Origin of the sequence: Pseudoalteromonas sp. Xi13, from assembly GCF_003952205.1 — a bacterium.
GTDB lineage: Bacteria > Pseudomonadota > Gammaproteobacteria > Enterobacterales > Alteromonadaceae > Pseudoalteromonas > Pseudoalteromonas atlantica.
The window spans coordinates 2596274-2613716 of sequence record NZ_CP034439.1 but is presented as its reverse complement, the minus strand read 5'-3'; the positions used below and the strand labels follow the sequence as shown (position 1 = coordinate 2613716).

Annotated in this window: 18 protein-coding genes; 13 read left to right on the top strand and 5 right to left on the bottom strand. The window is 41.0% G+C overall.

Annotated elements, in window-relative coordinates; all coding sequences use genetic code 11:
• Positions 1-226: 226 nt before the first annotated feature.
• The gene (dapE, locus tag EJ103_RS11810; RefSeq protein ID WP_126007806.1) at positions 227-1411 is read left to right on the top strand and encodes a succinyl-diaminopimelate desuccinylase; all 1185 of its coding nucleotides are present in this window, start codon (positions 227-229) and stop codon (positions 1409-1411) included.
• A 316-nt stretch (positions 1412-1727) separates the two neighbouring features.
• Here dapE and EJ103_RS11805 read toward each other — a convergent pair whose 3' ends face one another.
• Entirely contained in the window at positions 1728-3434 is a 1707-nt protein-coding gene (locus EJ103_RS11805; RefSeq protein ID WP_029774118.1) for a lysophospholipid acyltransferase family protein, read from the bottom strand.
• A gap of 162 nt (positions 3435-3596) precedes the next feature.
• Between EJ103_RS11805 and EJ103_RS11800 the strand changes: the two genes are divergently transcribed.
• A complete protein-coding gene (locus tag EJ103_RS11800; protein WP_126007805.1) occupies positions 3597-4517 on the top strand; it encodes a glyoxylate/hydroxypyruvate reductase A in 921 nt (306 codons plus the stop codon).
• A 96-nt stretch (positions 4518-4613) separates the two neighbouring features.
• Positions 4614-4754 carry a hypothetical protein gene (locus EJ103_RS20160; protein WP_164521625.1) on the top strand — a complete coding sequence of 47 codons (141 nt, stop codon included), beginning with the start codon at positions 4614-4616 and terminating at the stop codon, positions 4752-4754.
• 148 nt (positions 4755-4902) lie between these two features.
• Here the strand turns inward: EJ103_RS20160 and smrA are convergent, their stop codons facing one another.
• From smrA to EJ103_RS11785, 3 genes are all read right to left on the bottom strand, one after another.
• Positions 4903-5484 carry a DNA endonuclease SmrA gene (gene smrA / locus EJ103_RS11795; RefSeq protein WP_024032280.1) on the bottom strand — a complete coding sequence of 194 codons (582 nt, stop codon included), beginning with the start codon at positions 5482-5484 and terminating at the stop codon, positions 4903-4905.
• Between the two features lie 129 nt (positions 5485-5613).
• Positions 5614-5859: a hypothetical protein gene (locus EJ103_RS20235; RefSeq protein ID WP_083901815.1), complete on the bottom strand. Its 246-nt coding sequence runs from the start codon at positions 5857-5859 to the stop codon at positions 5614-5616.
• A 106-nt stretch (positions 5860-5965) separates the two neighbouring features.
• Positions 5966-6403, bottom strand: coding sequence for a hypothetical protein (locus EJ103_RS11785; RefSeq protein ID WP_126007803.1), 438 nt, complete (start codon positions 6401-6403; stop codon positions 5966-5968).
• Positions 6404-6505: 102 nt separating this feature from the next.
• On the opposite strand from EJ103_RS11785, the gene EJ103_RS11780 reads away from it, so the two are divergent.
• On the top strand, positions 6506-6889 hold the full coding sequence (locus tag EJ103_RS11780; RefSeq protein ID WP_004588354.1) for a response regulator: 384 nt from the start codon (positions 6506-6508) through the stop codon (positions 6887-6889).
• A 111-nt stretch (positions 6890-7000) separates the two neighbouring features.
• Here EJ103_RS11780 and rpsT read toward each other — a convergent pair whose 3' ends face one another.
• Entirely contained in the window at positions 7001-7261 is a 261-nt protein-coding gene (rpsT, locus tag EJ103_RS11775) for a 30S ribosomal protein S20 (protein ID WP_004588355.1), read from the bottom strand.
• A gap of 252 nt (positions 7262-7513) precedes the next feature.
• Between rpsT and murJ the strand changes: the two genes are divergently transcribed.
• The 9 genes from murJ to pilV all read left to right on the top strand — a co-directional run bounded on the left by murJ (position 7514) and on the right by pilV (position 17442).
• The gene (murJ, locus tag EJ103_RS11770) at positions 7514-9094 is read left to right on the top strand and encodes a murein biosynthesis integral membrane protein MurJ (RefSeq protein WP_277600522.1); all 1581 of its coding nucleotides are present in this window, start codon (positions 7514-7516) and stop codon (positions 9092-9094) included.
• A gap of 84 nt (positions 9095-9178) precedes the next feature.
• Positions 9179-10105 carry a bifunctional riboflavin kinase/FAD synthetase gene (ribF, locus tag EJ103_RS11765; protein WP_126007801.1) on the top strand — a complete coding sequence of 309 codons (927 nt, stop codon included), beginning with the start codon at positions 9179-9181 and terminating at the stop codon, positions 10103-10105.
• A gap of 29 nt (positions 10106-10134) precedes the next feature.
• Positions 10135-12963, top strand: a complete 2829-nt coding sequence (ileS, locus tag EJ103_RS11760; RefSeq protein ID WP_054983029.1) for an isoleucine--tRNA ligase — start codon at positions 10135-10137, stop codon at positions 12961-12963.
• Positions 12964-12975: 12 nt separating this feature from the next.
• On the top strand, positions 12976-13476 hold the full coding sequence (lspA, locus tag EJ103_RS11755; protein WP_004588359.1) for a signal peptidase II: 501 nt from the start codon (positions 12976-12978) through the stop codon (positions 13474-13476).
• A complete protein-coding gene (gene fkpB / locus EJ103_RS11750) occupies positions 13473-13913 on the top strand; it encodes an FKBP-type peptidyl-prolyl cis-trans isomerase (RefSeq protein ID WP_126007799.1) in 441 nt (146 codons plus the stop codon). The genes lspA and fkpB overlap by 4 nt, the downstream gene beginning before the upstream one ends.
• Positions 13913-14842 (top strand): 4-hydroxy-3-methylbut-2-enyl diphosphate reductase, encoded by a 930-nt coding sequence (ispH, locus tag EJ103_RS11745; RefSeq protein WP_126007797.1) that lies wholly within the window; start codon positions 13913-13915, stop codon positions 14840-14842. Before fkpB ends, ispH begins: the two co-directional genes overlap by 1 nt.
• Positions 14843-14882: 40 nt before the next feature.
• Positions 14883-15917 carry a histidine kinase gene (locus EJ103_RS11740; RefSeq protein WP_126007795.1) on the top strand — a complete coding sequence of 345 codons (1035 nt, stop codon included), beginning with the start codon at positions 14883-14885 and terminating at the stop codon, positions 15915-15917.
• Positions 15914-16618: a LytTR family DNA-binding domain-containing protein gene (locus EJ103_RS11735; RefSeq protein WP_126007793.1), complete on the top strand. Its 705-nt coding sequence runs from the start codon at positions 15914-15916 to the stop codon at positions 16616-16618. Before EJ103_RS11740 ends, EJ103_RS11735 begins: the two co-directional genes overlap by 4 nt.
• 263 nt (positions 16619-16881) lie before the next feature.
• Positions 16882-17442: a type IV pilus modification protein PilV gene (gene pilV, locus EJ103_RS11730; RefSeq protein ID WP_064386015.1), complete on the top strand. Its 561-nt coding sequence runs from the start codon at positions 16882-16884 to the stop codon at positions 17440-17442.
• Position 17443: the final 1 nt, after the last annotated feature.

Sequence of the window (17443 nt, the reverse complement as noted above, 5' to 3'; positions counted from 1 at the left end):
TTATTACAATCTCCGAGCGTTGAAAACCTGTTCTAGATCAAAGTTTCAAAAATGTTTGAAGTATGTGAACCCTTTTCTTGATTTAGATTAAAGTCAGTGCAAAAAGTATTTTAATTAATTGACACAGTTATATATTTAACGGTCATCGCACTGTATTAACTTTGCCATTATTTGGTCATATTCTCGCGCTTTAATAATCTCTCTTATGGTTATTGAGTGTGTTGTTATGTCTGTTGCAAAAGTATCGCAAAACAGTGTAAGTGAGCCTTTAAGCGCGGTGGTAAAAAATACGCAAACGCTTATTAGGTTTGAGTCTGTAACGCCTAACCAAGGCGGTGCCATAGATTGGCTTAGCAATGAGTTAACTGCGCTTGGTTTTAACTGTGAGCAGTTTATTTGTGAAGGCGTTACCAATTTAATTGCCTACGTTAGTTTTGAGCAAGAAGGACCTTGTGTTGCGTTTTCTGGGCATATTGATGTTGTGCCCGCAGAGTCGGGCAACTGGCTAAGCCCGCCTTTTGCCGGCAATATTATTAATAATGCCGTGTATGGTCGCGGCGCTGCCGATATGAAAGGCGGCGTGGCGGCTATGCTTGGTGCTACTAAGGCACTATTAAAAGAGACTAAAAGTAAAAAAGGGCGTTTTTACTGGCTTATTACCTCCGATGAGGAAGGAGAGGCAGAATTTGGCTCAGAGGTAATAGCCGCGCGTTTAGCAAAAAATAACATACAACTTGATGGCTGTATTGTAGGTGAGCCGACAAGCTCTTCACACGTAGGCGATACAATTAAAAATGGTCGCCGAGGCGCTATTTCTTCTCGTATAAAAGTATACGGCAAGGCCGGACATGTTGCCTACCCACAGAACACTATAAATTCTGCGCATATTGCGGGTAATATTGTAAATTGTTTAAGTAATTTAACATGGCCTGACGATGAGCCAAGCTCTAAAACCACCTTGCAAGTGACCGGCATTAATATAAATAATGTTGTTGATAATTTAGTGCCTAGTGAATGCGAAATTACCTTCAATGTGCGATATAGCCATGGTTATACAAGCAATGCAATAAAGCACTGTATATCAGCGGCGCTGAGTGAATACGCCCAGCACCTGGAGGTTGAATGGGAGCGAGCGTGTGAGCCCTATTATACGCCACCAACAAACGGGTGGAGTTTATTGCAGCAGTTAGAGCACACCATTTATGCGCAAACAGGGAGTTACCCCATGTTAAGTACCAGTGGCGGTACTTCGGATGGCCGATTTTTTGCAAACCAGCATACCCAAGTGATTGAGTGCGGCGTTAAAAATAGTACCATTCATCAGGTAAACGAGCATGTTCCGGTTGATGATTTACTTAAAATTGAGGCCATTTACACAGACTTATTAGCGCGAATTTTTAGCCATAAATAGTAATCACCCAATAAAAATAAACAGCGAGAATCACCTCGCTGTTTGTTTGAGTAGGGCGTGTTGATCTTTAATGATTGAGTTTGCAGCAGTATGTTTGGTTTTTAGGCAAGGCAGAGCCTATGAAGTGTGGTTATTCCCCATAAATAGGCGATAACGCAGCATAAATGCCAAACATGCGCTGCCCTTCGGGTTCTGCCTAGGGGCGATAAACTCTTTGTTGCTCGGTTTTTACTTAGCCCACTAGGTTACAAACCTCGCGCCGCGATTAAATCGCCCCTAGATTGAACAAATTTCAATCCGTAAAGTTCAACACGCCCTAACCTAAATAGCGCTTGGCTTTATTTTCTTTTACGTTTTGTAAATCTACCAGCACTAACCCATCAATACAGTTGTTAAAGTCGGGGTCGATACTAAAGCTTAAAAACTTTACGCCGCCAGGCTTACACAGCTCAGTATATTGCTTAAATAGCGTAGGAACTTGTGCCCCCATATTGGCCAGTACATGTTTTAATTCTACAAAGTCTTCTTTTACATCGTTGCCACTAAAAACAGTTTTACACTGAGTGAGTTGTTGCTCGCTTAATTTAAACTCGTTATTGGGGGTGGCGAGGTGTTGCTCTGATTTATAATAATGTTGATAGTAATGCACGAGCATGGCTTTTGCTTGTTCAGGCAAGGCGTTAGAAACGCTTACCGCGCCAAATAAATAACGATATTGCGGGTAGTTTTTAATAAATGCGCCAATACCGTACCATAAGTAGTCTAAGCTTTTACGCCCCCAATATTTAGGTTGCACAAAGCTGCGGCCAAGCTCTATACCTTGCTCTAAATACGGTTTCATTGCTTGTGTGTAACTAAATAAACTATCGGTGTATAAGCCTTCTCGGCCATGTTTCTCTATTATTTCCTTTGCACAAGCAAGGCGATATGCCCCCACTAATTCTAGCTGCGTAGGATCCCATAGCACTAAGTGTTGGTAATCCATATCATATTTGTCGATGTCGCGGCGTTTCCCGCTGCCTTCACCTACCGCTCTAAAGGCAATTTCTCTCAGTCGTCCAAGCTCTCTAAACACTGGTGAGCTGCCAGTGTACTGATATAAATGAATATGCATGCCATCTTGTGTTTTGCCTAATAACTGACAACTCTCTATGGCTTTTTTAAGCTCTTTGCGGCACTCAGGTATTGCAATAGGGGTTTGGGTTTTAAGGGGGAGGGGCTTTTTAGTGGTAAGGCGATAAAGTTGCTTGCGAATGAGATTAACGATTTCTTTATCTTTTAAGTTTTCGATTAAATATGACTCAGGCGGAATGGAAGCACCAATTTCAAACTCTAATGACTTTTGTCGCTGCTTAAACATTTCTTTTACTAATAATAAGCTCGCAAGTGGTTTGTAAATCATTGAGGTGCCATAAAAAAGCGGGCTGTTTTTAGCTTTTATATAAATAGGTAAAATAGGGCTGTTTGCTTTTTTAGCCATGCGTAAAAAGCCACTGTTCCACTTGCAATCTTTAATACCGGTAGGGCTTAAACGCGAGACCTCTCCCGCAGGAAAAATAAGTAACGCACCTTCATCTTTTAAGTGTTTTTGTATATTACTTAATTCTTGTTTTTTACTGGTTCCCGATAAATTATCTACTGGCAACAGCAATGAATGCATAGGGGTGACCGACATTAGCATGCGATTGGCAACCACTTTTAAATCTTGCCTAACGCTGGAAAGTACTTTTATCAGCGCAAGTGCGTCGAGCGAGCCAATGGGGTGGTTAGCCACAATAACTAACTTACCTTCGCTGGGTATGTTTTCAATTTGTTTTGGTTTGTAGCGGGTATCAAAGTCAAGCTCATCAAGCACTTGTTCAACAAACTCTAGCCCTTGTAAATGGGGGTAAGCATCGCCAAAGGCGACAAATTCTTGTTCATGTAATAAGTAGCCTAGCCCCTTTTTAACTAAACCTTTTACTTTAGGGGAGTTCTCTAATTGTGGTAAGTTTGCTGCTATTACTTTATCAACGCTTATCATATTAACCTCATTTACAATTTGGCCTATTCGCCATCCTGTTTAGAGTAAAAAAAGGGTGTGACATTTACTTTGCAGTTGTGTGACTTTTTAAAGAGCACATAACGAGCTGCTCAGTTGTTTATTAGTGTAGATAAAATTTATTCAATAAAATTAGGAGCTTCTATGTCGGTATTAGTAGCCATTACCGGGCGAGATAATACAAAGCTAATTGCAAAGCTAAAAGAGCTATTACCCAATGAAGAAATAATGCAATGGCCAGAGTGTAAAAAGCTCAACAATGTAGAGTTTGTATTAGCCTGGAATGCACCAGATAATTTGTGGCAGCAATTACCTAACTTAAAAGCGGTGTCATCGTTTGGGGCGGGTGTAGATAGTATTAATATGTCTTTATTGCCTAAAGAGGTAGACGTGGTTCGCATTGTTGATACTGAGCTTGCTCAAGATATGGCAGAGTACGTGCTAGGCCATTTACTTGCGCACAAGCTGCGTTTAAAAGAGTATTTTGTTAAGCAATCACAATGCAATTATAAACCTAAGCGTGCATATAAATATAATCACGTGGGTATTTTAGGGTTTGGTGAGCTAGGTAAAGCGTGCGCCAAAAAACTAACCCTGAATGGCTTTACGGTAAGCGCTTGGTCAAAAACTGAAAAAAGCGATGAGCAGGTGCATCTATATTCTCAGCTGCAAGGCCTTAATGAAATGCTGCCTACAATTGACTACTTGGTATGCCTACTGCCGCTAACTAAAGATACTAAGGGTATTATTAATGCCGATTTATTAGCTAAGTTACCGGCCCATGCCTGTGTTATTAACGTTGCCAGAGGTGAGCACCTAGTAGAGCAAGATTTAATAAACGCACTTAACAGTGAAATGTTAAGGGCTGCCACGCTCGATGTATTTACCCAAGAGCCGCTACCGCACGACCACCCATTTTGGCATAACGCTAAAATAACGATTACACCACACTGCGCCGCGTTATCTGATTTAAATAGCGTAACAGCGCAAATTGCAGAAAATATTAATCGCCTAAAAAGCGGCCTTACATTAAATAATCGGGTTAATAGAACAAAAGGTTATTGATAGATAGCAAAACAGTTTAACAAACAGCTTGTTAACATTTGTAATTTTAATTATTGTGAAGTTTAGTCACTAAAATAAAAATAATAAGAGTAACGTATGAAATCAAGTCAAGGCGGAGTAAAACTAAGTTTAGTAGTGTTTTCTATTATAGTGCTAGGCGTGTCTGCTTGGTTTAACCAAGCAAGTGCCGATCAAGTGCCACAAAGCAAAAGTTCACAAACTTCACAAAGTGAATAAGTGCATTTGCAGGCAAATTATAAAAAGTGGGCTCTGTTAATTTGTTTTTGGCCTAATAAAGCCAGATCATTAAAGAGTACCCACCTTTCATTAGGCCATTTAATTACTAAAGTGCGCTTCGTTACTGGTATTTAGTAAAATAAGTTAATTAGTACCGTTTAGCATGGATCTCTCGGTTTTCATGCTTTTTCTCATCACTTTTTTTAAGCAACACATACGTTGCGCCACTGCCACCATGGTGCTTTAAAGCGGTATGATACGCTAATACCGCGGGTAGAGCCTGTAGCCACTTATTAACATAGCTCTTTAGTATACCGGGCTTAGCTTTATTTTTTATACCAATGCCATGGCGAACTAATACAACGCGAATGTTTCGCTGGTGGCAATCAGTAATAAAGTTAAATAATGTTGTGCGTGCGTTTTTAAGTAATTGGCCATGCAAATCTAATGTGGCATCAACTTGGTATTTAGCTAAGCGTAAGTTTTTAAATACTGCGCTTTGTACGCCATCTTTTTTAAAACTGAGTAATGCATGCGGGTCTAAAAGCTCTACATGCTCAGATTGTAAGTAATTTTCGTCATTCGCAAGGCTAAGCTCGGCAGCTTTGCGTTTTTCTTGTTGGGCAAGAGTGGCACTGGGATTACTTGCAAGGGGAGTTACAGTATCGTGGTTTATAGGTTTTACATCTTCCATAGAAGATAAAAATAAATCGAAATCAGATAAAGACATAGTAAGACCTAAATGAGGATTAATACGAGATAAATTTTATCTTAGTTCAATCTGTTCCCCAAGCCTTTTAATTTTTTCAAATAAAAAAGCCCAGCAAGGCTGGGCTATAAAATATTCTAAGGGGAAATGTTAACTCTGCGTTACATTAAATTGTCCAAACGTATACACTTTGAACAAGTAAAATGTATTGATCAACACTAAACTCATATTCGAAATAACACTCGACGACATTAAATCCAAGCTAAAAGACAAAAATAACAGACCACATGCACTAATCGCTGCAACACGCAGTATTGTTATGTGGTTAATAAAGAATGCACCTAAACCTAGTGCAAGTAATACAGTGTTTAAAAGCCAATCTAGCTCGTTTAGCATGGTCGTTTCAATAGTTCAGTTGTTGAAAAAAGGAGCGCCATTATGTTGATCTTTTGCACACCTTTCAACCAAGTAATTTTAAATTTTCAGATTAGTTTTTTTAATGCTAAATATAGCTAGCTAGTGCTGCAAAAAAGCCATTATTTTTTATTAGTTGGTACTTTTGACAGCTTTGCGGCGCCTTCATATCTGTGCATAAATAAAGGGCATTGCGCTTCTCGTCTAGCTGCGGGTGTAAGTTTGAATCAAGTAATGTACGGCCATACCCAAAGACCCCAGGCCAATAAATACTTTCGCTCACTAACCCTAATTTTTTATAGGTGAGCAAAGTTGGTTTTGGAAAAATAATGGCTACAGCAAAAATGATAGCCAGCGTAATAAGTAACCCTTTTTTAGACTTTACAGGCTGCTCCGCTGGGGTTGATGTTAGGTTAGCTGAAGATTGCGGTGCTGTTTGCGGCCTATTGCGGGGCTTTTTTACAGGGGTTTTTCTTTTTTGTGGTGTTTTACCAAGCAATGATTGTTTTTTTGTGTTGTTTGACATAAAGCAAATCTGGCCTTTTGAGCGTAGGTCTCTATAATAAAATGATTAAATATCTAGTTATATAATAACTTATACAATGCTTTTAGCCTACGAGGAAGATACATGGATACGCAGCTATCAATTTTAATAGTAGATGATGTTAGCACAGTGCGTAGTTTTTTGAGCCAAACGCTCATGCACTTAGGAATAGAAAACGTTAAAGAGGCTTCAACGGCTAAACAATGCATTAGCGAATGCCAAGCGGCTAATTACAATATGATTTTTTTAGATATTGAACTGCCTGACGGCGATGGAAAAGAGTTAATCGCGCAAATTAATGACATTAACCCTGAAACTAATGTGGTGATGGTGTCGGCCCATTCAGCAGTAGAAAATGTTAAAGAAGCCATTGATAAAGGTGCTAAGGGGTTTGTGGTTAAGCCATTTACGCCTAAGAAAATTGCGGCCATGTTGAAAAAGTTTTATCCCGATTTGGAAAATGTTTAACCAGCTTTAATAGTAATGCGTTAAATTAGCTTAAAGTTTAGCGGATTGCTAAATACCAAATTTTAGATATAAAAAAACCGGCCTAGGCCGGTTTTTTAATCATAAAACAAATTATAGCGCTTTAATTTTAGCTGCTAAACGGCTCTTATGACGAGCTGCTTTGTTTTTATGAATTAGACCCTTAGTTGCGTAACGGTCTAGGATAGGTGTAGCAACAGAGAAAGCTTGCTGTGCAGCTTCTTTATCGCCAGCTTCAATAGCAGCGGTTACTTTTTTGAAGTAAGTACGCATCATTGAACGACGGCTTGCGTTGTGCTGACGGTTTTTTTCGCTAGTGATAGCGCGTTTTTTTGCAGACTTGATGTTAGCCAAGGTTTGCTCCTAACAATCTTAAATAAAGCTTAAATTAAAGGCCGTGGAATATGCCTGTTTTTATCATGAATGTCAATTTAAATTTAACAACTCAAGAAAAACTGCTCCTTATAACGAACATCAATTTGCCGCTTTAGCAGTTAATATCGCTATTGTAACAAAGCACAGACGCCCAGCCTAGTGCTTTAAAGCGATTTATAAAAAAGACTGTGGCATAATTGCGCTAACTAAAGGTTTTTAAGTAGGTTTAAGGTGTCAAAAGGATTATTTCGCTCCGGTATGATTGTAAGTTGTATGACAATGATATCGCGTATTTTAGGGTTAGTACGAGACGCTGTCGTTGCAAACTTATTAGGTGCTAGTGCAGCTGCTGATGTTTTTTTGTTTGCTAACCGTATTCCCAATTTTTTACGCCGTCTATTTGCAGAGGGGGCCTTTGCTCAGGCATTTGTGCCTGTACTTAGCGAAATTAAAGAACACCATGGCGATGATAAAGTTAAGTTATTTGTAGCACAGGCTGCCGGTACGCTGGGCACAATTTTGCTTTGCGTGACTATTTTTGGCGTTATTGCCTCGCCTGTTATTGCCGCGTTATTTGGTACTGGCTGGTTTATAGATTGGTGGCAAGGTGGCCCTAATGCAGAAAAGTTTGTGCTGGCAAGCTCCTTATTAAAGTTAACCTTTCCGTATTTGTTATTTGTTAGTTTGGTAGCACTTAGCGGTGCGGTATTGAATGTGTATAACCGCTTTGCAGTGGCTGCTTTTACGCCCGTATTACTTAATATTTCAATTATTACCTGCGCCATTTTATTGCACGACAAATTTAGCGTGGGGGCGTATGCGTTAGCCATTGGTGTATTTGTGGGCGGAGTGGTGCAATTGTTGTTTCAGTTACCATTTTTATACCGAGCAAAAATGCTGGCACGTCCTCGCTGGGCGTGGCAAGACGAGAACGTTAAAAAAGTGCGTAAGCTTATGCTACCGGCATTATTTGGTGTTTCAATAAGCCAAATTAACCTCCTGCTCGACACCATGATTGCCTCGCTATTAATGACGGGCTCTATCGCATGGCTTTATTACTCAGATAGGTTAATTGAGTTTCCACTTGGTTTATTTGGTATTGGTATTGCCACCGTTATTTTACCCGCACTTTCTAAATTACATAGCAGTAAAAAGCTCAGTGATTTTCAGCATACGTTAGATTGGGGGGTGCGTTTTGTGATTTTTTTAGGTATACCCGCCATGGTTGGTTTAATGATTATAAGCCCGCTTATCATTACTGTGTTATTTGATCACGGCGCATTTAAAGACGCTGATGTTGATCATGTTAAAGCGGTAAGCTTAGGGGTGGTTGCCTACTCGGTAGGGTTAGTTAGCTTTATGCTTATTAAAGTGCTAGCGCCGGGTTTTTACTCGCGCCAAGATACCAAAACACCTGTGCGCATTGGTATTATTACGCTGGTGCTTAATATGGTATTTAATATTATGTTAGCCCCGTTTATAGGATATTTAGGGCTTGCTTTAGCAACGTCTATGTCGGCCAGCTGCAATGCTTTTTTACTTTACAGGCAACTTAAAAAAGAAAACGTGTATCAGTTTTCTGCAATGAGCCTGCGCTTTAGCGTAAAGTGCATAGTGGCAAGCTTGGTAATGGGCGCTCTAACGTGGTACGTCAGCAGCCGTTATTATTGGGCTACATGGCACTTTTCTGAGCAAGTAATGTTGTTAATTGCATTGCTAGTAATTGCCGCAATAAGTTACTTTGCGGTGCTGTTTTTACTTGGTGTAAGACTAAATACGATAAAAAGTGTAGCAACTACTGAATCAAACTAAAAAAAAGATTATAATCGGCAGCCCTGTGGTTTTGAACGATTTTAAAGTCGTTAATAATACTCGCTGAAAAAGGCATTAGGTGGCATGGAGTTAATTAGAGGTATACACAATATTCGAGCGCAACATTATGGTTGTGTGTTGACTATTGGTAATTTTGACGGTGTGCATTTAGGCCATGGCGAAGTGTTAAAAGGGCTGTTAGCGGATGCCAAAGCACATAACTTACCCAGTACTGTGATGTTATTTGAGCCGCAGCCGCAAGAGTTTTTTGCTAAAAACAATGCGCCAGCTCGACTTGCTCGGTTACGCGACAAACTCAGATTACTAAGTAACTTAGGTATTGAGCGGGTTATTTGTATTAGCTTTAACCAACAATTTGCCAATATGCATGCTGAGCAATTTGTTAGTGATATTTTAATTAAAAAGCTAGGCGTTAAAGCACTCACAGTAGGTGATGATTTTAAATTTGGTAAACAGCGCCAAGGGAATTTTAATTTACTGCTCAGCATGGGCAAACAAGCGGGCATGGATGTAAAAAGCACCGCGAGTTTTCGCCAATTAAATGCTAGAGTAAGCAGCACACTAATACGTGAAGCATTAGCCGCAGGCGACTTAGAAAATGCTAAGTTAATGCTAGGGCATAATTATGCTATTTCAGGGCGTGTAATACATGGTTGGAAAAAAGGTCGAGAGCTTGGTTTTCGAACTGCAAATATAGCGCTTAAACGCCAAGTTTGCCCTGTAAATGGGGTGTTTGCCGTAAAAGCAAACATTGCCGGAAAACACGTTTATGGGGTAGCCAATATTGGTAACAAGCCCACTTTTAATGGAACTCGTGCTTTGTTAGAAGTTCATCTTTTTGACTTTGCACAAGATATATATGGACAGTTTATGCACGTGGAGTTAATAAAAAAACTTCGCGATGAGAAAAAATTCGAGACATTAACACAGTTAACGGCACAAATTGCAACCGATGTTGCCGCCGCAAAACAGTGTTTTGGTTTAAATTAGGTAGCCGATAGATACGGAAAGTAGGATTAATGAGCGACTACAAACATACTTTGAATTTACCGGAAACACAGTTTCCAATGCGTGGCAATTTGGCACAACGTGAACCAAAAATGCTTAAAGCATGGTATGAAGACGACCTGTACGGTCAAATTCGCAGCGCTAAAAAAGGTAAAAAGACCTTTATTTTGCATGACGGCCCTCCGTATGCAAACGGCGATATCCATTTAGGCCACTCAGTAAATAAAATTTTAAAAGACATAATTGTTAAGTCTAAAACTTTATCTGACTTTGATGCACCTTATGTGCCTGGTTGGGACTGTCATGGTTTGCCAATTGAGTTAATGGTTGAGAAAAAAGTAGGCAAGCCTGGCGTTAAAGTAACCGCGAGCGAGTTTCGTGAAAAATGCCGTGCTTACGCTAAAAAGCAAGTTGAAGGTCAAAAAGTAGACTTTAAACGTTTAGGTGTGTTTGGCGATTGGGACAAACCTTACTTAACAATGAACTATGACTTTGAAGCAAACGCTATTCGCGTGCTTGGTCGTATTATTAAAAATGGCCACCTTCATAAAGGTGCAAAGCCTGTGCATTGGTGTACAGACTGTGGCTCTGCATTAGCAGAGGCCGAAGTAGAGTACCAAGATAAGCAATCTCCAGCGATTGACGTACGTTTTACATTTGCAGATCAAGACGCGGTTGTTAATGCCTTTGATTTAGCCGATGGCCATAAAGGCCAAGGCAGTGTAGGTACTGTTATTTGGACTACAACACCGTGGACCTTACCCGCTAACCGTGCGGTAGCAGTGCATGCAGATTTAGAGTACGCCTTAGTACAAGTAGATGATGAAGGCTCACAGCAACGTTTAATTTTAGGCTCAGAGCTTGTTAAAGATGCAATGGACCGTTATGGCTTTAATCATTTCCACGTACTAGGTTATGTTAAAGGTGCAGCACTTGAAAACTTACACGTTGCTCACCCATTTTACGATTTTGATGTACCGGTAATTGTAGCTGACCACGTTACTACTGACTCAGGTACGGGTGTGGTACATACCGCGCCAGGCCATGGTCAAGAAGATTTCGCGGCAGGCTTAAATTACAATCTTGAAGTAGCAAACCCTGTAGGCGCGAATGGCGTTTACCTACCTGATACAGAATTATTTGCTGGTCAGCATGTATTTAAAGCAAATGCCAGTGTAATTGACGTACTAACAGAGCGCGGTGCTTTAATGCATCATCATGCGCTTACGCATAGCTACCCGCATTGTTGGCGCCACAAAACACCTATTATTTTCCGTGCTACACCGCAGTGGTTTGTAAGCATGGATCAGGCTAACTTACGTCAAGACTCGTTAAGCGAAATTAAAAACACCCAATGGTTGCCAGAGTGGGGCGAAAGCCGCATTGCGAACATGGTTGAAGGTCGCCCAGATTGGTGTATTTCACGCCAACGTACTTGGGGTGTGCCAATTGCTTTATTTGTTGATAAAGACACTGGTGCTTTACACCCAAATACGCAAGCGCTTATTGAGCAAGCTGCAGAGCTGGTAGAAAAATCAGGCATTCAAGCATGGTATGACTTAGAGCCTGCCACCTTGTTAGGCGAAGAAGATGCCAAGCAATACATGAAAGTACAAGATACGTTAGATGTATGGTTTGATTCGGGCGTAACACATGCATGTGTTGTTGATGCACGAGAAGAGTTAGTTGGCCCAGCCGATTTATACCTAGAAGGTTCTGATCAGCACCGTGGTTGGTTTATGTCATCAATGATGACCTCAGTTGCTATTAACGGTCACGCACCTTACAAGCAAGTACTAACGCACGGCTTTACCGTAGATGAAAACGGCCGCAAAATGTCAAAATCGTTAGGCAACGTTATTTCACCACAAAACGTGATGAATAAACTTGGCGCTGACATTTTACGTTTATGGGTAGCTTCTACCGATTACACCGCCGAAATGACGGTATCGGATGAAATATTTAAACGCTCTGCAGATCGCTACCGCCGTATTCGTAACACTAGCCGTTACTTGTTAGCTAACCTAAGTGGTTTTGATCCAAAAACAGACCAAGTTGCTGTTGATGATATGGTTGAGCTTGATAAGTGGATTGTTGGCCGTGCAGCCCAATTACAAGAAGAAATTTTAGCAGCTTACGATAGCTACCAAATGCTATTAGTAACGCAAAAGCTAATGAACTTCTGTACAGGTGAGCTTGGTTCGTTCTACTTAGATGTAATTAAAGACCGCCAGTACACAGCAAAAAGCGACAGTCATGCACGTCGTTCTTGTCAAACTGCGCTTTATCATATTGCTGAAGCAATGACTCGTTGGATGGCGCCAATTATGAGCTTTACAGCTCAAGAAATTTGGGAAGCATTACCGGGCGAGCGTAGCGATTACGTATTTACATCGGTATGGTACGACGGTTTACACGCACCGACAAACAGCCAATTTAGCAACGATGACTGGCAAGCGATTCTAAATGTACGTGACGAAGTAAACCGCGTACTAGAAGCAGCCCGTAAAGAAGAAGTGATTGGCGCAACGTTACAAGCAAGCGTTAACTTATACGCCGAAAAAGCACTGGCTGATAAGTTAGCAGCATTAGGTGATGAGCTACGTTTTGTATTACTAACGTCTGCGGTCACAGTATCTGCAGTGGATAGCCAGCCAAGTGATACACAAACAACTGAAATTGAAGGTTTGTACATCAGCGTAGCAGCCACAGATGCAACTAAATGTGAGCGTTGTTGGCATTACAGCGATGATGTAGGCTCAGAGCCTGCACACCCTGAAATTTGTGGTCGTTGTGTAAGCAATGTTGACGGCGAAGGTGAAAAGCGTCAATTCGCTTAGGAGCTTTACTCAGTGAGCAAACTAGCCCAAAAAAGTGGTTTAGTGTGGCTTTGGTTAAGTCTATTACTGCTTGTAATAGACTTTGCCACTAAAACACTTGTTGTAAATACCATGGCTTATCAAGAGTCGATTAATTTACTGCCTGTTTTTAGTATTACCTACGTACATAACTATGGAGCGGCCTACAGCTTTTTAAGTGAAGCGGGTGGCTGGCAACGTTGGTTTTTAAGTTTTATTGCCATTGCTATTAGTGCGCTATTAGTGTGGTGGTTAAAGCGTTTACCAGCGACAAATAAAATATTATGTAGTGCTTATGCGTTAGTGCTTGCTGGCGCTATTGGTAATTTATATGACCGTGTTGCTTATGGTTATGTAATTGACTTTATACATGTGTTTTATAAAAACTCGCATTTTCCAGTATTTAATATTGCCGACTGTGCAATTTGTATTGGTGCCGCATTATTATTATTTGATGCCTTTACAGGCGAAAGTCCGAAGGAGCATAAAGCATGAGCCAAGCTGTAATTGGTGAAAACTCAGAGGTTATTTTTCACTTTTCTATTAAACTAGAAGATGGCTCTGCCGCAGACTCAACCAAGGTGCATAATAAACCAGCCAAGTTAACGATGGGTGATGGCAGCTTAACGGCTAATTTTGAAAAGTGCTTACTAGGTTTAAGTGCAGGCGAAAGCAAAACGTTTGAGTTAGAACCAGAAGACGCCTTTGGCCAACCTAATCCAGATAATATTTACTATGTAGAACGCAGTAAATTTGGTGTAGAAACGCCAGCTAAAGTCGGCGCAATTATTGCCTTTACTCAGCCAGATGGTACTGAGCTGCCAGGACTGGTACGCGAAGTACAAGGTGAGTCGGTTACTATAGATTTTAATCATCCGTTAGCAGGTCAACGTTTAACGTTTGAAGTAGATATTATTGAGGTGCAAGGCTAATGGATATTTTATTAGCGAACCCGCGAGGCTTTTGTGCAGGGGTAGACCGTGCAATTAGCATAGTAGAGCGCGCTTTAGATATTTTTGAAAAGCCAATTTACGTACGCCACGAGGTCGTTCATAACCGCTACGTAGTAGATGGTTTAAAAAACCGTGGTGCCGTATTTGTTGAAGAGCTAGACCAAGTACCTGATGACAGCATTGTTATTTTTAGCGCCCACGGTGTATCGCAAGCAGTACGCTCAGAAGCTAAACGCCGCGATTTAAAAGTATTTGATGCAACATGCCCATTAGTTACTAAAGTGCATATGGAAGTAACGCGTGCGAGCCGTAAAGGTATTGAGTGTATTTTAATTGGTCACCATGGACACCCAGAAGTAGAGGGTACTATGGGGCAGTATGACAATAACGGCGGTGGTATTTACCTTGTAGAAACCGCAGAAGATGTTGCCAAACTTAACGTTAAAAATGCTGATAACCTATTTTATTGTAGCCAAACAACGCTCTCAGTAGATGACACTGCAGATGTAATTGATGCGCTGCGCGAAAAATTCCCAGCAATTGATGGCCCGCGCAAAGATGACATTTGCTATGCGACACAAAACCGTCAAGATGCTGTGCGTGATTTAGCAGACAAAGTAGATGTGCTATTAGTTGTGGGGGCAAAAAACAGCTCTAACTCTAACCGTTTACGTGAACTTGCAGATAAAATGGGCACAACTGCTTATTTAATCGATGATGCAACAAATGTTGAAGCACAGTGGTTTGGCGAAACTAACGCTGTGGGAGTAACTGCGGGGGCTTCTGCGCCAGAAGTGCTTGTACAACAAGTTATTGCACGCTTAAAAGAGCTAGGCGGCAAGCAGGTAGTTGAAAACCCAGGTGAAGAAGAGAATATCGTATTTGCCGTTCCTGTTGAGCTGCGTTAATCTATATAAATTAATTATTTAGATTACAAGGAGAGCCGTTATGAGCAAGTTGCCGCAAGGTGAAACATTGCTTTTTTCGGCTCTTTTTAATGAGCGAGGGGTACTTGCCACGCTTATTGTTACCCAAGTTGTTGCTACCATCTTAGCGTTTGCTCCTTTTGTTGAAGGGGATAGCTGGCAGAGCCTTGGCGTAATTAGTTTATTTTCTCATATGACCGTTTTGGTCAGTATTTCTGCTTTATACTCTTTTCGGGGTGTTTTACAAAAAAAGCCGCAAACCACCCAACTTTTTGCTTTTTTTATTTCCTTTTTAGTCAGTACCGCTCTATTTAGTGTGCTGTGTGCCCGCTACTTTTTAGATATTACAAATAATGAAACGAGTATTTATTTTGTATTACGAAACTGCTTAATTGTTTTTTTGATCACGGCTTTATTTGTACAGTTTTTACTGATTTACTTTGAAAAAGAGCAGCAAACAAAAGCGCTCTCGCGCGCGGAGCTTGATGCTTTGCAAGCCAGAATTCGCCCTCATTTTTTGTACAATAGCCTTAATACCGCCGCCGAGCTAACACATCATGATGCCGATGCTGCAGAGCAAGCAATACTTGCGCTTGCGGCGCTGTCGCAAGCGGCTATGCGCTCGGGACAGCGCGTTTCTCTCGAAGATGAGCTGACCTTATCAAAACAATATGTTGCGCTGGAAACTTGGCGCTTTGGCAGTCGTTTAAAGCTTAATTGGCAAGTGCCTGCTGATTTACCAGATATTAGTATTCCGTGCTTAACCCTTCAGCCGTTAATAGAAAATGCGGTGTGCCATGGGGTAGAACCCAGTGAAACAGGGGCCGTTATTAGTGTAGAGCTACACGTAACAACAGGGTATTTAACATTGATTGTTTCTAACCCGACCACTCATAATGAGGCGTTAAAAAGACCAAATAACGGCATGGCACTTGAAAATATTCGCCAGCGATTGTTTATATATTACAAAGAAAAAGCACAACTAACGATCACACAAAAAGAGGATGTATTTAGAGTAAAAGTGGTGATCCCTAAGCAGTTTGAGAACCCCCAATGAATGTTGTAATTATTGATGATGAACCGCTAGCTCGCGCTAGAATAAAGCGGCTACTGCAGCACAACGAGCATATTTTAGTTAAAGGCGAAGGTGATAACGGCGCGCAGGGGCTTGCCATTATCAAGCAGGTTCATCCCGATTTGGTTTTTTTAGACATAGATATGCCGGGTATTAATGGCCTAGAGGTAGCGCAGCAACTCAATACGCTGAGCGTGCCACCAGCAATAGTATTTGTAACGGCTTACCCCGAGCATGCACTTGATGCGCTACAGCTCAGTGCCGCAGGGTACTTAGTAAAACCCGTTACTGAACAGGCATTAAATAAAGTGTTAGCGCAAGTAGGGCGTTTAAATAAAGCGCATATGCAAAAGCAGCAATCTACAAAAATTAGTTATCAGCTTGGTGGCACAATAAAAAGTATTGAACTTGATCAAGTGTATTACTTTAATGCCCAAGAAAAATACACCAATATGGTATTTAAAGAGGGCGAGGCCCTAATTGAACAAAGCTTAAAACAACTTGAGCAACGCTTCCCAACGCAATTATTACGTATTCACAGAAACACGCTCATAAACAAACAAAAGCTTGTTGCCTTGCATACCCAAAGCCCTGGTGTACATAGCGTAGAACTAGCCGGATGTAAGGAGCAATTAAGCGTAAGTAGGCGAGAGCTAAAAACAGTAAAAAATGCGCTAAGTTAGAGCCTGTTATATTTTAGGTTGAATTTTTAGTAGGTTGCTTGGCTTTTTAAGCAAGGCAGAGGCCGTTATTGCGCCCACTAAATTAGCAGCATTGCGCTGGAGTTAAATCGCTTCTAGATAGAGTAACTTTAATCCTCAAAGCTCAATTGGCTTGATGCTGTTAACCGTTTATCAACAAATTTAACCGCTTGTCCTAGTATATATTGCATCTACATTTTCAATGCATAAACTTATAATCAGATAAAATTTATTTGGTTTTTACTATGCATTCACCCCACAAAAAACCTCAAAAAGGCTTTACCTTAATTGAAGTGCTGATTGCGTTTATTATTTTAAGCTTTGGCTTATTAGGCGCTGTTGCACTGCAAGCAAAAGCTAAGCAGGCAAGCTTTGACTCTATGCAGCGGGCAGCCGCGGTAGCGTTAGGAAATGATATTATTCAGCGCATTAGAGCAAATGATACCGCACAGCTAGTTACTTTATATACGCAAACTTTCACCAGTAAAACATCAACGTCTACCTCTACGGCTTGTTTTAGTGGGTCATGCACTGCAGCGCAAGTTGCAGCCCTTGATTTACAGCAATGGAAACGCGCCATTCGTGCACGCGAAAACACCGGCTCTCTCGATGATGCCACTGTATGTATAAACCCTACGGCTGCAGCAGGTACGGGTGGGCGTGGGTTTAATATTGAAGTAATAGTGTCTTGGCAAGGCCGCCAAGAGTTTAATGCCAATGATGAAACCAAAGCACTAAAATGCGGTACTGACGATAAAAAACGCCGTTTGGTTGCATTAAATAGCTATATATACCTAAGGAGCTAAC

Excerpts from the sequence above, each read along its gene's own strand:
- pilV (WP_064386015.1), top strand. The coding sequence starts at position 16,882 with ATGCATTCACCCCACAAAAAACCTCAAAAAGGCTTTACCTTAATTGAA.
- EJ103_RS11735 (WP_126007793.1), top strand. The coding sequence starts at position 15,914 with ATGAATGTTGTAATTATTGATGATGAACCGCTAGCTCGCGCTAGAATA.
- EJ103_RS20160 (WP_164521625.1), top strand. The coding sequence starts at position 4,614 with ATGAAATCAAGTCAAGGCGGAGTAAAACTAAGTTTAGTAGTGTTTTCT.
- fkpB (WP_126007799.1), top strand. The coding sequence starts at position 13,473 with ATGAGCCAAGCTGTAATTGGTGAAAACTCAGAGGTTATTTTTCACTTT.
- EJ103_RS11805 (WP_029774118.1), bottom strand. The coding sequence starts at position 3,434 with ATGATAAGCGTTGATAAAGTAATAGCAGCAAACTTACCACAATTAGAG.
- EJ103_RS11800 (WP_126007805.1), top strand. The coding sequence starts at position 3,597 with ATGTCGGTATTAGTAGCCATTACCGGGCGAGATAATACAAAGCTAATT.
- EJ103_RS11740 (WP_126007795.1), top strand. The coding sequence starts at position 14,883 with ATGAGCAAGTTGCCGCAAGGTGAAACATTGCTTTTTTCGGCTCTTTTT.
- EJ103_RS11780 (WP_004588354.1), top strand. The coding sequence starts at position 6,506 with ATGGATACGCAGCTATCAATTTTAATAGTAGATGATGTTAGCACAGTG.
- ileS (WP_054983029.1), top strand. The coding sequence starts at position 10,135 with ATGAGCGACTACAAACATACTTTGAATTTACCGGAAACACAGTTTCCA.
- ispH (WP_126007797.1), top strand. The coding sequence starts at position 13,913 with ATGGATATTTTATTAGCGAACCCGCGAGGCTTTTGTGCAGGGGTAGAC.
- smrA (WP_024032280.1), bottom strand. The coding sequence starts at position 5,484 with ATGTCTTTATCTGATTTCGATTTATTTTTATCTTCTATGGAAGATGTA.
- EJ103_RS20235 (WP_083901815.1), bottom strand. The coding sequence starts at position 5,859 with ATGCTAAACGAGCTAGATTGGCTTTTAAACACTGTATTACTTGCACTA.
- dapE (WP_126007806.1), top strand. The coding sequence starts at position 227 with ATGTCTGTTGCAAAAGTATCGCAAAACAGTGTAAGTGAGCCTTTAAGC.
- ribF (WP_126007801.1), top strand. The coding sequence starts at position 9,179 with ATGGAGTTAATTAGAGGTATACACAATATTCGAGCGCAACATTATGGT.
- EJ103_RS11785 (WP_126007803.1), bottom strand. The coding sequence starts at position 6,403 with ATGTCAAACAACACAAAAAAACAATCATTGCTTGGTAAAACACCACAA.